11 protein-coding genes and 1 pseudogene are annotated in these 13,859 nt (G+C 49.6%); 8 read left to right on the top strand and 4 right to left on the bottom strand.

Annotation, left to right across the window (positions count from 1 at the left end; genetic code table 11):
- From JMI88_RS38815 to JMI88_RS38805, 3 genes are all read left to right on the top strand, one after another.
- The coding region (locus tag JMI88_RS38815) for a nucleotide exchange factor GrpE (protein WP_236023260.1) at positions 1-583 on the top strand (583 nt) is incomplete at its 5' end.
- 71 nt (positions 584-654) lie between these two features.
- Positions 655-1,686 (top strand): DnaJ C-terminal domain-containing protein, encoded by a 1,032-nt coding sequence (locus JMI88_RS38810; RefSeq protein WP_201367453.1) that lies wholly within the window; start codon positions 655-657, stop codon positions 1,684-1,686.
- 24 nt (positions 1,687-1,710) lie between these two features.
- The gene (locus JMI88_RS38805; RefSeq protein ID WP_201367452.1) at positions 1,711-2,082 is read left to right on the top strand and encodes a MerR family transcriptional regulator; all 372 of its coding nucleotides are present in this window, start codon (positions 1,711-1,713) and stop codon (positions 2,080-2,082) included.
- A 57-nt stretch (positions 2,083-2,139) separates the two neighbouring features.
- Here JMI88_RS38805 and JMI88_RS38800 read toward each other — a convergent pair whose 3' ends face one another.
- The 4 genes from JMI88_RS38800 to JMI88_RS38785 form a co-directional block, all read right to left on the bottom strand.
- Positions 2,140-3,846, bottom strand: a complete 1,707-nt coding sequence (locus JMI88_RS38800; protein ID WP_201367451.1) for a glycoside hydrolase family 3 N-terminal domain-containing protein — start codon at positions 3,844-3,846, stop codon at positions 2,140-2,142.
- 161 nt (positions 3,847-4,007) lie between these two features.
- Positions 4,008-6,464, bottom strand: a complete 2,457-nt coding sequence (locus JMI88_RS38795; protein ID WP_201367450.1) for a zinc-dependent alcohol dehydrogenase — start codon at positions 6,462-6,464, stop codon at positions 4,008-4,010.
- A 160-nt stretch (positions 6,465-6,624) separates the two neighbouring features.
- The gene (locus JMI88_RS38790) at positions 6,625-7,881 is read right to left on the bottom strand and encodes a sensor histidine kinase (protein WP_201367449.1); all 1,257 of its coding nucleotides are present in this window, start codon (positions 7,879-7,881) and stop codon (positions 6,625-6,627) included.
- 51 nt (positions 7,882-7,932) lie between these two features.
- Positions 7,933-8,691, bottom strand: coding sequence for a response regulator transcription factor (locus JMI88_RS38785; RefSeq protein WP_201367448.1), 759 nt, complete (start codon positions 8,689-8,691; stop codon positions 7,933-7,935).
- A 363-nt stretch (positions 8,692-9,054) separates the two neighbouring features.
- Between JMI88_RS38785 and JMI88_RS38780 the strand changes: the two genes are divergently transcribed.
- The 5 genes and pseudogenes from JMI88_RS38780 to JMI88_RS38760 all read left to right on the top strand — a co-directional run.
- Positions 9,055-9,495: an RrF2 family transcriptional regulator gene (locus tag JMI88_RS38780; RefSeq protein ID WP_201367447.1), complete on the top strand. Its 441-nt coding sequence runs from the start codon at positions 9,055-9,057 to the stop codon at positions 9,493-9,495.
- A gap of 207 nt (positions 9,496-9,702) precedes the next feature.
- Complete coding sequence (locus tag JMI88_RS38775) at positions 9,703-10,089, top strand: response regulator transcription factor (protein WP_201367446.1); 387 nt, start codon at positions 9,703-9,705, stop codon at positions 10,087-10,089.
- Positions 10,090-10,118: 29 nt separating this feature from the next.
- Positions 10,119-11,090 carry a cysteine synthase A gene (cysK, locus tag JMI88_RS38770; RefSeq protein ID WP_201367445.1) on the top strand — a complete coding sequence of 324 codons (972 nt, stop codon included), beginning with the start codon at positions 10,119-10,121 and terminating at the stop codon, positions 11,088-11,090.
- A 476-nt stretch (positions 11,091-11,566) separates the two neighbouring features.
- Positions 11,567-12,400, top strand: coding sequence for a hypothetical protein (locus tag JMI88_RS38765; protein ID WP_201367444.1), 834 nt, complete (start codon positions 11,567-11,569; stop codon positions 12,398-12,400).
- Positions 12,401-13,255: 855 nt separating this feature from the next.
- Positions 13,256-13,859: pseudogene (locus JMI88_RS38760) on the top strand (DNA-directed RNA polymerase subunit beta); the annotation flags it as partial.

Below are 13,859 nucleotides of genomic sequence, written 5' to 3'. Positions count from 1 at the left end.
AGTAAGGAGCGATTCAAACGTAATGGAAGAGCAGCAAGATAGAGCAGCTGAACAGGCGAATACGATAGATCAACAAAATACAAATGGCGGAGAGCAGAATGCGGAGCAGCGCATTGCAGAGCTGGAAGCACAGTTAGCCCAGGCGAAAAAAGAAGCGGCAGAGAACTGGAATAAATATCTGCGCGAGCGTGCTGACTGGGATAACTTCCGCAAGCGCCAGGAGCGCCTGGTGGCTGATCGCGTTCTCTATCAGAAAAAGGCCGTCTTCAATAAATTATTAGAAGTGTTGGATAACGTTGAGCGCGCCCTGGTCTATGAAGATACCATGGACAAAACTCAGTTGCAGCACACGCTCCACATGCTCCAATGGCAGATGAACGAAGTATTACGAGCTGAAGGACTCAACGCTGTTCCAACCGTGGGAGAGTCTTTTAATCCTTACCTGCACGAGGCAGTGGAAGCAGTCGAGGATAGTGACCAACCAGATGGGATGATTTTAGAAGAGCTGCGCAAAGGCTATACCATTGGTGAAGAAACCCTGCGCCCCGCCCGTGTCAAAGTAAGTGTTGGTAATAACAAGTAAGATTCCCATGGTTATGTTGGATGGAGGTACGATCGTGCCTCGTTTACAATATTCTGTAAGAGGGCTGGGACATGGATTATAAAGATTATTACAAAATATTGGGTGTGGCGCGAGGCGCGAGCGCGGATGACATTAAAAAAGCCTTCCGCAAACAAGCTCGTAAGTATCATCCTGACGTAAACCCCGGTGATAAAAAGGCAGAAGAGAAATTTAAAGAGATCAACGAAGCCTACGAGGTGCTCTCGGACTCCGATAAGCGCAAACGCTATGATACGTTAGGTCCGAATTGGCAGGAACAGTTTGGGCCCAACTTCTCAGGCGGCGCTCGTCGCACGTACACCTATGGCGGCGGGCGTAGCCCCTTTGATTTTGACGCCGGCGGTGCCAGTGGCTTTTCAGATTTCTTTGAGGCTCTCTTTGGCCGTAGCGGGGCTGGTGGTACACGTGCCTCCAGTGCCAACGGTATGCGTGAGGATATGCGTCGGCGTGCAGGCGACAATATCGAGCAGCCGGTTGAAGTAACATTGCAAGAAGCCTATATGGGTGGTTCGCGCACCTTCAGCATCCAATCCACTGAGATCTGCCCCACCTGTCGCGGAACCGGGGAAGTCGGTAATCGAGTTTGTTCCACCTGCTCGGGACAAGGACAACTGCCCAAAAGCAAGCGTATCCAGGTGAAAATCCCGGCGGGCGTCGATAATGGTTCCAAAATTCGCGTGGCAGGCGAGGGGCAGCCCGGCATTGGTGGTGGACCTCGTGGAGATCTTTTTCTGGTCATCAGCGTCAGGCCCGATAGCGTTTTTGAGCGCAAGGGAGATGATCTGTATGTGTCGGTAAATGTCGAACTGGTCAAAGCTATGCTAGGCGGCGAAGTCGCAGTACCCACGCCGGATGGCCGCAAGCTCTTACTCACCATTCCATCAGAAACACAGAATGATCGGCAGTTCCGCCTGACCGGCAAAGGCATGCCACGGTTGCGTGGCGAAGGTAGCGGTAACCTCTATGCCCAGGTTAAGGTTGTGCTGCCCATGCATTTATCGGCGGAAGAGAGAGAACTGTTCGAAAAACTGGCGCGTAGTCGAGGCGTTGAAGCACATCCCTAGCGTAACAAAGGAGAGTGAGAAGACATGCCTGAGGACAGTAATGGCGCCTGGTATATCATTAGCGTTGCTGCTCAACGGGCCGAAGTGCACGAACAAACCTTGCGTCATTATGAACGTCTGGGGCTGATCGCACCTGCCCGCAAAGGCAATAGTCCACATAGTCCACGACTCTATTCGGATCATGATATTGAGCGCGTCATCCATATTCGCAGTTTGATGCGTGATCTGGGTGTCAACCTGGCTGGCGTTGAAGCGATTCTGCATATGAAGGATCGAATGGAACGCATGCAGGAAGAATTGATGCAAGAGATGATTCAGCTACGTGAGCAGCATGCCTCAGAGACGCGGCGTCTAAAGGATATTATTGAGCGGCTACAACGTGGTTCTTTATCTTAATGAACCAATAATCGGGCAGAAGGCCGTGGCCTTCTGCCCGATTATTGGTTCATGTATTTATGCGTTAGCTGGTGGGGGAACGGCCGCGATCAGGTGGCGCTCCATTTTGAGGGTTATCACTCTGGCGGCGGCTTCATCTAGCCGTGTTTTTGAGAGCGTGCCGTTGTTGAGCGCGGTCTTGATTCCGTCGATCATGCTTCTCATGCTGGCGGGATCGCCTGCGCCGAGTAAGAGGTCATTGCCAGCTTTAAGGGCCATCACGCCTGCTGTGGCTAAGTCGAGGTGCTGGCCGTTTACCTGTACACCCAGCATGGTCAGCGCATCTGTGATCACCACACCATTATAGCCCATCTCGTTGCGTAAGATTTTGGTTATAAACGTCGGCGAGAGCTCAGCAATATACGTGGGATCGATCGCTGGCAACAGTACATCGGTAGACATAATCATACCGGGTTGTTCCATTTTATCGCTAGAATGAATAAAGTATTGGAAGGGGGCCAGGTCGATTTTATATATCTGGTCTTTTGTATGATTGACGGTCACAAAGACTGCGTGCGGATCGGTTGTCTTAGGCGCTCCGCCCAGGCCAGGGAAATGTTTCATGCTAGCGATCACACCTCCGGTTTGCATCGCTTTGGTATAGGGGCCAGCATACTTAATCACATCCTCCGGTGTACTGCCAAAGGCGCGCTGATCCCAACCGATATAGCCATCATCTGGCGAGACATCCACATCTGGCGCCAAATTGGTATTGATGCCCACTGAGAGCAGATCATGGGCTACCTTTTGCCCTTCATTGGCGGCCACCGTTGTGCTATTACTATTGCGGATATCATGGGCCGAGAGGCGCGGTGGATAGATATTCGTCAGGCGATGTACATTCCAACCTTCCTCATCGGCAGAAATCAGCAGCGGCGAAGTCGCTCGCTGTTGCATATGTGCGGTATCCGCTTTGGTCTGTGCCAGCGTATTGATCTGACGTTGATACATAATCACGCCGCCAGCATGTAGATCATGGATCATAGTATCTAGGGAGGGCGAATAGGCATTCTCAGAATATTCAACCATCATAATCTGACCGATCTCCTCATCTAGCGACATGCGTGAGACATAGAGATAGGCAAGCTGCTGATACTTCATATGATCGGTCAGGTGCCGCAGGTTATCGATTTGCTGACTGCTCAATGGTGGTGCCACGAAATTACCGCCATTGGCGTTGCCGTTGGCAGCTTTATTTGGTAACAATGTTGTGCTAGCCTGCAGGAAATGCTGTCCCAGAAAACTACCAGCGATCACCAATAGCACAACCAGAACCAGCGGCACAGCCAGCCGCGGATTGAAGGGGGGTCGTCCTTTCGAGCGTTTTCCAGGTTGTGAGCCCTGTAGAGGCAATGGGTTGTCGGCATTAGAGGATAATTTCAGTTTTTCAGGCGTCTGCGTTGAGCCCTGCTGGAACGAAGAGAGTCCAGCAGGTCGTGGAGAGCCAGGCAACGACTGGAACTGTCCATGTCTGGCCGATGAGCCGCCATTGGACGGCAACGGGCGAGCAGGAAGTTGAAGCGGCTGCATTGGAGAACGCGGTGGAGTTGGCGGTATACCAGCGCCAGAAGGTCTATGCCAGGGTGTCGAGGCCGAATATTCAGAGTGAGCATCGGCAGGTCGACTGACTGGAGAGCTATTTTCACCCTCTGGTTGAGGATCCCAAAACTTTTTTTGTGGCGTATCACCATTTGATGAGTCAAATGGCGATGTATGATTAGACATTCCTTTACTCCATGTTCAGGTATTACATAGGACCCCCACATCATAATGGGACAAAGAAAAAACGATAGATCGGGCCAGTATATGCCTTTGCTGTGCCACTCTAATAGCTGCAAACAGGCCTGAACGAGATCTATCGTTCTGCATAATCCTTTTAATCGCCCTTAGCGACTGCCTGCTTTCTTTTTACGCGTGCGTGACCTTTGCTGCACGCGCTTTGTCTGTGGTCCTTCTACTTGTTGTAACGCATCAGGAGTAGAGATTGTTGCTGTGCTTTCAGCGGAATGCTCCTTTGCGGATGACTTATCGGTGTGGGTAGTGTCTGAAGGCGGCGAAGTTATTTCAACTGACTCGTCCGGCGCAACCGCGCTGCCACTTTCAGTCATAGCCGGTGCTTCTTTTGTATTCACGGTAGACACACTTTCAGTTTCAGGCTGCTTCTGCACTACCTCCTCTTCAGCTGACTGAAGAAGAGCAGGGTCAACAGCAGAAGACAGATCTGTAGCATCCCGGGCCGATGGTTCCATTTCCGGCGCATCCGTCGCTAGAACGACAGCCCTCGGCTCCTCGTCTGTCTCAATAGCCACTTGCTCTGAATAGACATCTGTATCAGAATAGTTCTCCTCAACTGGAATTGTAAGTTGATCTTCATGAGTGTCGGACGCAGCCAGAGTTTCTTTATTGGGGACTGCGTCTATCTCGCTAGCCATATCAGCAACGTCTACCTCATTCTCAGTTGCATCAGAGATAACAGGAATCTCCGAGTCTTTTATCTCAGCAGGGGAGAGCTCCACGTCCTCCGGTGTCGCGGAAACGGACTCAGGAAGTTCATGAGCCTCATCCAGCGCGTCTGGCGTAGCCTCATCATCAGGTTCACCCTCAGTAGCAGCATGAGAAATGGATGCTCGTGAAAACAGCGTTGTCGCCTCTGAGTCCAGGTTGAGATTGGCCTCAGTATGAGGCACCAGCGGTGGTTGAGGAATCAGTTGCGTTTTCTCTTCGAGTTCATCGTGGGCAGCGGACTCCTGTGAAGCTGCAGGTACGGGAACCGGCTCATCCCGTTTGAGCTCAGGCTGATCTAAGTTTCCCTGCATCTGAGACTGCGGCACATAGGGACGCAAGTTCGCCGTGAAACGCTTGTTGATAGCTGGGATGGCAGTCGCGGTATCATCATCATCGAAATCCTCGTTAGCCTGATCCTGCCGGGGAGTTTTAGCCAGTTCTTTGGTATATGGCCGTGCCGAAGGAATATTCTCTTGACCCTCCAGGCTGCCCGATGTGCGAGGAGCCTGCTTGCCTGTATCCTCGAAATCTTCCATAAAGCTAATGGTTGATTGACGGCGAATGCGAGGAGCCGAAGCACGCACATTTGGGACCACAGAAGCGGGCAAGAGTGAATAATCAAACACAACTTTAATGGCTCGGCTCTCTGCCTTTTTGCTCGCGGTCAAGAGCGCATTTTGATAGTTATCCAGCGCGAAGTGATGGGTAATTAACTGCTCGGGAGTAATGCGGCGCTGCTGGATCAAGTCGCAGGCTACGCGGAAGGTCGAGGTCTGGCCATGGCTGCCTACAGGCCAGTATTCAGTACCATGATGCTGGCTACCCAGCAAGGAAATTTCCTGCTGCCAGAGTGGCGTCAGATCAATATTCATCGGCTGCAAGCTTAAGCCGACCAGGACAATCGTACCGCGCGAGCGAATCCAGCGCAGGGCATGGTGCAGTGTATTGCGCCTGAACATACCACGCTTCTGACCGATGGTATCATAGATAACATCGTAGCCCCCTTGCAGCGTTCGATTGCCGAAAAAGCCATTATATACTTTGGCGTTAGTGGCCTTCTGTACGCCCTCATATGCATCACGTGGATAGATGATATGGGCTGCGCCCAGGCGGGTAGCCTGCTCAACCTGGAATGGATAGCGGGCCAGCATACTGATTTCGCACTGCGGCACCAGGGCACGCACAATTTGCTGTACCAGTAAACCAACGGTACCGGCGCCAATGATTAACACCTGGTCACCTGGTTTGGGGAGGTGGCGCAGCACCGCATGCAAGGCCACCGCCACAGGTTCCAGCATCACTGCTTGCTCATCGGTCAGACCCGCGGGCACACGAAACAACTGCTGCTCATGCAACAGCATCTCTTCACTCCAGCCACCCCCCAGAGGTTGAGGGGCCAGGAACGAGCCATGATCACAAAGATTATAATTGCCGGTAGAACAGGCGTAACACAGTGGCTGAACGCCAGCCGTCACACAATTGGGCCGCCATTGTAGCGCAACTCGATCACCGACGTGTATATGTTGCACATCGTTACCAATCTCAATCACCTCGCCAACCACTTCATGGCCGGGATAGAACTGCTTCTGAACTGGCCTGGCAGCAGCGGCGACCCGCTGATCGCTGCCACCTCTATAAAGCAGATGTAAATCGCTGCCACAGATGCCGGAAAGGCGATTACGTACGCGCACCCAGCTACTCTCGGGCAGAGATTGGCGTGGAGAATTCTGGACTTGTAATGGCGAATAAGATGAAAAATAAATATTAGGATAAAAACGACCCAGAAGCTGCGTCAGCAGAACTTTTTTCTGGTCGAGGTCCATTGTAGAGGTCCACATAGCGATATCTTACCTTCATCCGGGCGGCTATAAGTATTTTCTTTCCTACAACCATAGTACCCTTTTTTTACTTAAAGCAGTGTATCATGGTAAACCAGCGATGGTCAATGTGTATAGGAAAAATGCGTAGTTGAGTTTGAAAAACGAATTTGATGCTATTCTAGTCTGCGCATGGCAAAAGTACTTTGAATTCGGTATTGCCAGGCTCGCTGCAGGCAGTGATCGCGCCATTATGTGCGCGCACAATGGCCGAAGCTATCGTCAGACCAAGGCCAGTGCCAATGATTGGAGCAATAGTATTAGCGGATGAACGATGGCGGCCGCGATAGAACTCTTCAAAGATATGTTCCAGATCCTCGCTGGCAATACCTTCGCCATTATCGATCACACTGATCATTACCTGGCCCTGCTGCTTATCCAGTTTCAGCGTAATCTCACCCTGGGGAGCAGGGCGGCCATATTTCAATGCATTATCCAACAGGATAAACAGCAGTTGCTTGATGCGCTCCTTATCGGCTTGCACGCCCAGTTTATCGCTAGAGATCAGTTGCAGGCGAATCTTATGCTCATCGCTAGCACGCGACTTTGTTTGTTCAATGCTCTGGACCGCCATATCGATCATATCGATATACTGAAGTTTCAGCGGATGAGTATCATCCAGGCGAGCCAATGTCAACAGATCATTAATCAGCAGCGTCATGCGCTCCGATTCATTTTTCATACGTTTAAGGATACGCTGTGAAGTCTCGGGATCATCCTTGGCGCCACGCATCAAGAGCTCCGTAAAGCCACGAATGGAGGTCAGGGGCGTACGCAATTGGTGAGAGGCATCCGAAAAGAACTGGCGAAAGCGCTCCTGAGAGGCTCGTTGCAGATTCTCGGCTGTTTCTAATCGCGTCGCCATGATACTCAGGCTGCCCGACAGCCGATCAATCTCATCCTGTGGTGGGAGGCGCAAAGGCAAACGCTGGCGTTGTGCCAGATCGCCCATCGCAATAGCCTGAGCCGCATCGGTGACCTGGCCCAGGGGGCGCAGCAACAGCGAAGTTAACGCATAGGCCACCGCAGTACCAGCCACCACCAGGACCAGCATCACAAGCATCTGATAGGCTGTCGACACCTGTGTACCAAGCAAAAGGCCCGCAAAAGCCACCAGTAAAATCAATAGCAGAGCGAACACAAACGTCAGCTGCACCCGCAAGCTAAAGAACAGGCGCAGCCAGGAAGGGGAATTCGTACGATTATTACCATCACCCAGATTCGTCGGAGCCCCAAGGAGAGGTCGTGTTATTTCATTTTTTTCAGATGACTGGCTCAATAGATATAAATCTCTTTGTTGCGACACAAGCCGGGTCTTTGTCTGGTGAAACTGGTTAGCCAACCATCCTTGCCACCCCGCAGCTTTTTGCTCTGACATGGTCGTGATACTCCACTTGACGAATAGACAGACGAGTGTACTAAAAAGACATTAGCACTTGAGAACATAGCCCACGCCGCGTACAGTCACGATCAAGCGTGGTGTGCTAGGTGTATCTTCAATTTTCTCACGCAAGTAGCGCACATAGACCTCAATGATATTTGTTTCGCCCAGGAAATCGTAGCCCCAGACACGATTCAGGATCGTTTGCCGATCCAAAACCTGACGCGGATGAGTCATAAATAGCTGCAAGAGGTTATATTCGGTGGCGGTCAACTCGATCGACTGCCCATTACGAGTCACCTCACGTGTAGCCGTATTCATACTCAGATCGCCACATTGTAAAATCTGATCAGTATCGATGCTTTTGGCATCGCTCAGCGAAGATTTTGAACGACTCTGACGACGCAATATAGCTTTAATACGTTCCAGCAACTCATAAAAGTCAAAAGGTTTGGTCAAATAATCATCGGCGCCAGTTTGCAAGCCTAAAATACGGTCGCCTACCTCATCCTTAGCCGTCAACATCAAAATGGGCACATCGCGTGTTGTTGGATTGCCACGGAGACGGCGACAAACCTCCAGTCCATCGATGCCGGGCATCATCACATCCAGGATAACCAGGTCTGGATCGATGCGTTGCGCCAGCGCAATGCCTTGTTCCCCGTCTGAGGCCACCTCAACCTGAAAGCCCTCATAGCGTAGGCCGAGGCGAATGAGCTCAATAATATTATCCTCATCATCAACAACAAGAACCTTTAACTGTGGCTGATGCTCCTGGTTTGCCTGCCAGGTATTGCCTTGCTGCATAGTTTTGTCTCCTGGTAATCCAACGAATAACACAAGCGGGCATCAATAATTGAAGAATTGTGCCTGTGTTTCTAAGGTTCATTATAGATATGTCTGTGTGGACCTGCAAGCCTGATATTTCTGTTTATCCTTATTCTCAGCATAATTTAATCAAATTTGATCAGTGCTTATCTCGTATTAAGCCATGATTTGCGGCAAACGAATGTCACGGCTGGACCGACATAGAAAGTTTACCAATTTAGTCAAGTTTAGCCCTGGATAGCGCTGAAAACCATTGACATGCATTCTCTACTGATATATCCTAAACACTAGATAAAAAGGTAACTAGATTCAGTCACTTTGCCCAAAGGAAAGGCCCCGACAATGAAGTTAACAATGAAGGGAGACTATGGTCTGCGAGCTATGCTCGATATGGCTGCATATTACGGGCAAGGGCCGATTGAAAGCGCGGATATTGCGAATCGACAACATATCCCAGAGCAATATCTCGATCAAATCCTCATGGTGTTACGTAAAGAAGGGTTGGTGAAAAGCGTGCGTGGTCCAAAAGGCGGCCACATGCTAGCCAAAGCGCCAAGTCAAATTACGATGGCACAGGTGATGCAAGCCCTTGAAGGATACGTTCCGCCCATGGAATGTTTGCCCACTCCAAGTTTTTGCAAGCTTTCTCCCGGTTGCGCCTTGCGAGATGTCTGGCAACAGATTGATACCCTGACCCAACAGATCTTAACTGCGACCACAATTGAGGAATTGGCTCAAAAGCATCGTACTGGTAGTCCTGAAGAGACCATGTACTATATCTAACCAGGGTGCGCTACTCTTAAACTGATATATCTATAAAGAAGATGTGCGCATATGCCTTGTTTGTATATATGCATGGATGCAATGCAGGGGACACGATTGGAGCTAGAAAAGGTTAATCGTGACCTTTGTATTTCTTAAGGGTGGATAGTGGTGAGAGGAGGCATAAGGATGTATGTGTGATAAATATGCAAAGGGGGATGGTAGCACGTGGCTGAAGCATTGGAAGAGCAGAAACTGATTGCTATCGTTGAGGATGATCCACGATTGACCGAGATGTTCTGTGACACGTTAAAGTTCTTTGGTCAGTGGCGTGTGCATATTTATTCAGATGGGCAAACAGCGAAAGACCAGTTGCCCTATGTGGGAGCAGACCTGGTGTTATTAGATGTAGGTTTACCAAGTTTAGATGGTGGATCCCTCTATAAATATTTGCGCGGTCATAGTAACACAAAACACATCCCCATTATCGTTATGACTGGGAGCCACGATTGGGAATTGCATCGTATGGGATTACAGGCTGGTATTCTCCTTCGTAAACCATTTAATATGCAAGAACTGGTCAGTATTATTCGCGCTTTGCTACCGGAGGAGTAATTCTGTAGAAAGAAGGCTAACAAATAGTTATGGTCCATTGGGCGAAAAATGCTACTGAATTGGTTGGTCGTACTCCTCTTGTAGAATTAGGGCGTTTTGCTTCCGAGGAAGATAATTTTGGTGAGCGATCTGGAGTTGTAGCAAAGATATTAGCCAAGCTGGAGATGTTCAGTCCCGGCGGTAGCTCAAAGGATCGGGTAGCCCTGCAAATGATCTGCGAGGCCGAGCAACAGGGTTTATTGCGACTTGGCAGTACTATTATTGAGCCGACCAGTGGTAACATGGGTATCTCATTAGCGGCCATTGCGGCTGCGCGTGGTTATCATTGTATTCTTACCATGCCGGATACCGTAAGTCCGGAGCGACGTCACCTGTTGCAGCGTTTTGGAGCCGAGATTATCTTAACCCCTGCTGCTCAAGGCATGCGTGGAGCCATCAACAAAATCATCGAATTACGCACAACGCTTCCCAACACCTGGTATCCCCAGCAATTTTACAATCAGGCCAACCCTCGTGCCCACCGTGAGGGTACCGCGGTCGAAATCTGGGAACAGACAGCCGGCACAGTTGATATGGTGGTGATTGGTGTTGGCACCGGTGGCACCCTGACCGGTGTCGCAGAAGGACTGCGGGCTCGCAAGCCCGAACTGGAAGTCATCGCTGTCGAACCGGCCACCTGTGCTGTTTTATCGGGCGGACGTCCGGGCCCTCATCGCATTGAAGGGTTGGGCCCAGGCTTTATTCCAGACACTCTGCGCGTGGATCTGATCGACCGCGTGATTCCAGTGAGCGACCATGATGCGGTAGAGACAGCCATCCAGATTATCAAAGAAGAAGGTCTATCGATCGGCATCAGCAGCGGAGCCGTCGCCTGGGCAGCTTTACAGGAAGCCAGAAAAGAGCAAAATCGTGGGAAAGTTATCGTGACTATTTTTCCCAGTGCCGCTGAGCGCTACCTGCAAACCATCCTCTTCGATGACTTGCGTACCAATTTACGCTAAAAGCGTGTGGTGTGTAAAGAGCCTGCTTTCCGTGTCTTCGACCCCTGACGTTACGCGCCTACGGCGCTCAAAACGTTTTATGGATTGTTGCAGCACGTGCGCATCTGCGCACGTGCTGCAACAATCCATAAAAAAGAATGGGGGTATCAGCGCCCCCGGGTTGGTGCTCGCTCAAAGAATCACTGATTTTCACAAAATCATCTCCGGCATAGCTTTTTAGACATAGCATGATATGCTATGACACACATTGTCCAGAAACTAAATGCCTACTAATTCGTAATAATATGATGGAAAGGTGTATTATAGGGAAACTACTTGCATAAAAACGATTCAAAACAACGAAATCTGGTTATTTTTTGTCACTATTGACATAGTCTGAATCGTTAAAGCATAGAGTAGAGAGCAAACTAGAACGAGGTCTGACCATTTGAAAAGGCCACATATAAACATATTCGATGTACATCAGGGGTAGAGTTATGATACAACCAGTAAAAGATACGTATCGTTTCGATTTAGCGCATTTACAATACCTACGCATCCGAAGGCTGGGTTGGTTATTTTTTCTCGCACTCATCGTAACGGCTATCGTAGGTGTTTGCTGTGGCGCAGCCTTATGGACGACCTACGTACACAAATTCACACTATATTTAAAATGGCAAGATGCGCTAGTCGCGCTCTCCTGGTTCATCTCCTTTATCTCGATCTTAGGAAGTATCCTGGTTGTACGTTTCCTGCATGCACTGCGTGAAGGGCATACCGCAGGCATGGTCACCTTCGAAGGCAACGACACCGTCACCGTGCGCGACCTCTCCGCGGAAAACATGAAGAGCATCTTCTGGATCATGAACAGCGCCTTCTGGTGTTTTGTCACGGCGCTGATCGGTCTCGTCCCTGCTATCCTGATTGGTTGGACTATGCATATTCCATCGCCGGTTCTAATGGTTATCACGACCGGGCTAGCGATCATTTTGAGCGTGGCCGGCATTGTTGTCAGTATAGTAGCGACCTCATTCATCCTCGTAGGGTGCCTGGGCGGTATCTCATTTTGCCGTAAGCTAGGCTCCTCACACACATACCGGCTTAACGGACAGGCCACCATTCGCATCGACAACTTCGTGCTCACTATCACATACCCTGGTCATCCTGAATCGCTGGTCGACCTGAACCTGCTATCAGCCGAAGACCAGCGTCAACTATTATCGCTGCTCCACGCACGCTGGGTGGACGCCAAGCAAGTCTGGAATCCAGCACTGGGCGAAGAAATCGCGCAGGCCCTCGAAGACTCTCAACGTCTCGTCAGCGTCGCATAAAAGCACTCTTTTTTCGTCCCTCTCTTGTAAAGGTGGGAATAAAAGGTGCAGCGTCGAATAATAAATCGGCCATAAGGGTCGAACCTATTGGTGTCGTGTTTATTGATATTTTCTGTGTAATGAAAGCGAACATGCTGGGTGCATGATCAGTCCCCATAAATTTCCTTTCTTGCCGCAGGCAGGAATAGAAAAGCGGAGTATTGATGGAATAAAACTTCAAATCTACGCGTTTATATAAATTGAGAGGAAGTTTCAGATCTTTTAACCGCTTTTTGAGAAGTGCTCCAAAAAAGTATTGACATACATTATCCAAAGACGTATAATTACCACTTGCCAGTGTATGTATACTAGTAACAGTAGTGTTATAGCTGATTCATAACACAGGTAACGATGTAAACCAAGAGACGAGACACATTACGAAACGACACATCACTCCCCAAAAAACGTGAGGATACTATCATAAACCACATGAAGTTGAACCTTCAGCCCACTTTCAAGAGCGCAGCTCTGAAATGTAGCAGGATTTTCGGGTAGAGGGTACAGTGTGGTATTTTTTGCTGTTTCGGTTATCTTAAATCCGTGCCTGTGATCTTGGCAGCTAGCTTGTTTATCTCCACTGGAGGGGATAGTTGTGTGGGCGATCAGCAAACAATCATTAAAAGTATATGTGTAGGAGTAACCGCTCATTGCGTGCGCAAGCGGTTACTTTTATTGTCATAGACCGTTTCACAACACAGGCATTATCATAAAGCAATTATCTGTTTTTTTTTCCGTTTTTCGTTGCACTGAGAGGTGCGAATTGTCGTGTCTCTCAAATTCCTCTATGGGCGATTAGGTGAGAGGAGAATACCAAGTATGGCAGTAAGCACAAGGGCCGTTGCGCTCCCCGAGCGTGTTTCCTTTGCACGTATTCCAGACATACGGCCTATGCCTGGCCTGATTCAGATTCAACTTGACTCCTTTGAGTGGTTTAAGAAAGAGGGTTTGCGCGAGCTTTTCGAAGAAATTTCTCCGATTGAAGACTTTACCGGCAAAAACCTGAGCTTAGAATTTATTGTACCACCTGAACCATTTGGCAAGCCAAAGTATTCCGAGGACGAATGCCGCGACCGTGACGCCACGTTTGCTGCTCCTTTGAATGTAAAGGCGCGCTTGATCAATAAAGAGACTGGTGAAATTATCGAGAAAGATGTCTTCATGGGTGATTTTCCCTTGATGACGACAGATGGTACATTTATTATTAATGGTGCCGAGCGTGTCGTAGTTAGCCAGTTGGTACGTTCTCCAGGTGTCTACTTTACAGTAGATGAAGATGCCACCACTGGTAAAAAGCTCTACGCCGCCAAACTCATTCCTGGCCGTGGTGCCTGGTTAGAGTTTGAGACCAGCAATAAAAATCTCTTAACCGTCAAGATTGACCGTAAACGTAAGATTCCGGTGACCACCCTTTTGCGGGCGA

Source organism: Dictyobacter formicarum, assembly GCF_016587435.1.
This window is presented reverse-complemented; position numbering and strand designations above follow the sequence as displayed.

What these genes read in the sequence shown, in the direction of transcription:
- JMI88_RS38810 (WP_201367453.1), top strand. Translation starts at nt 655, where the DNA reads ATGGATTATAAAGATTATTACAAAATATTGGGTGTGGCGCGAGGCGCG.
- JMI88_RS38805 (WP_201367452.1), top strand. Translation starts at nt 1,711, where the DNA reads ATGCCTGAGGACAGTAATGGCGCCTGGTATATCATTAGCGTTGCTGCT.
- JMI88_RS38800 (WP_201367451.1), bottom strand. Translation starts at nt 3,846, where the DNA reads ATGTCTAATCATACATCGCCATTTGACTCATCAAATGGTGATACGCCA.
- JMI88_RS38795 (WP_201367450.1), bottom strand. Translation starts at nt 6,464, where the DNA reads ATGTGGACCTCTACAATGGACCTCGACCAGAAAAAAGTTCTGCTGACG.
- JMI88_RS38790 (WP_201367449.1), bottom strand. Translation starts at nt 7,881, where the DNA reads ATGTCAGAGCAAAAAGCTGCGGGGTGGCAAGGATGGTTGGCTAACCAG.
- JMI88_RS38785 (WP_201367448.1), bottom strand. Translation starts at nt 8,691, where the DNA reads ATGCAGCAAGGCAATACCTGGCAGGCAAACCAGGAGCATCAGCCACAG.
- JMI88_RS38780 (WP_201367447.1), top strand. Translation starts at nt 9,055, where the DNA reads ATGAAGTTAACAATGAAGGGAGACTATGGTCTGCGAGCTATGCTCGAT.
- cysK (WP_201367445.1), top strand. Translation starts at nt 10,119, where the DNA reads ATGGTCCATTGGGCGAAAAATGCTACTGAATTGGTTGGTCGTACTCCT.
- JMI88_RS38765 (WP_201367444.1), top strand. Translation starts at nt 11,567, where the DNA reads ATGATACAACCAGTAAAAGATACGTATCGTTTCGATTTAGCGCATTTA.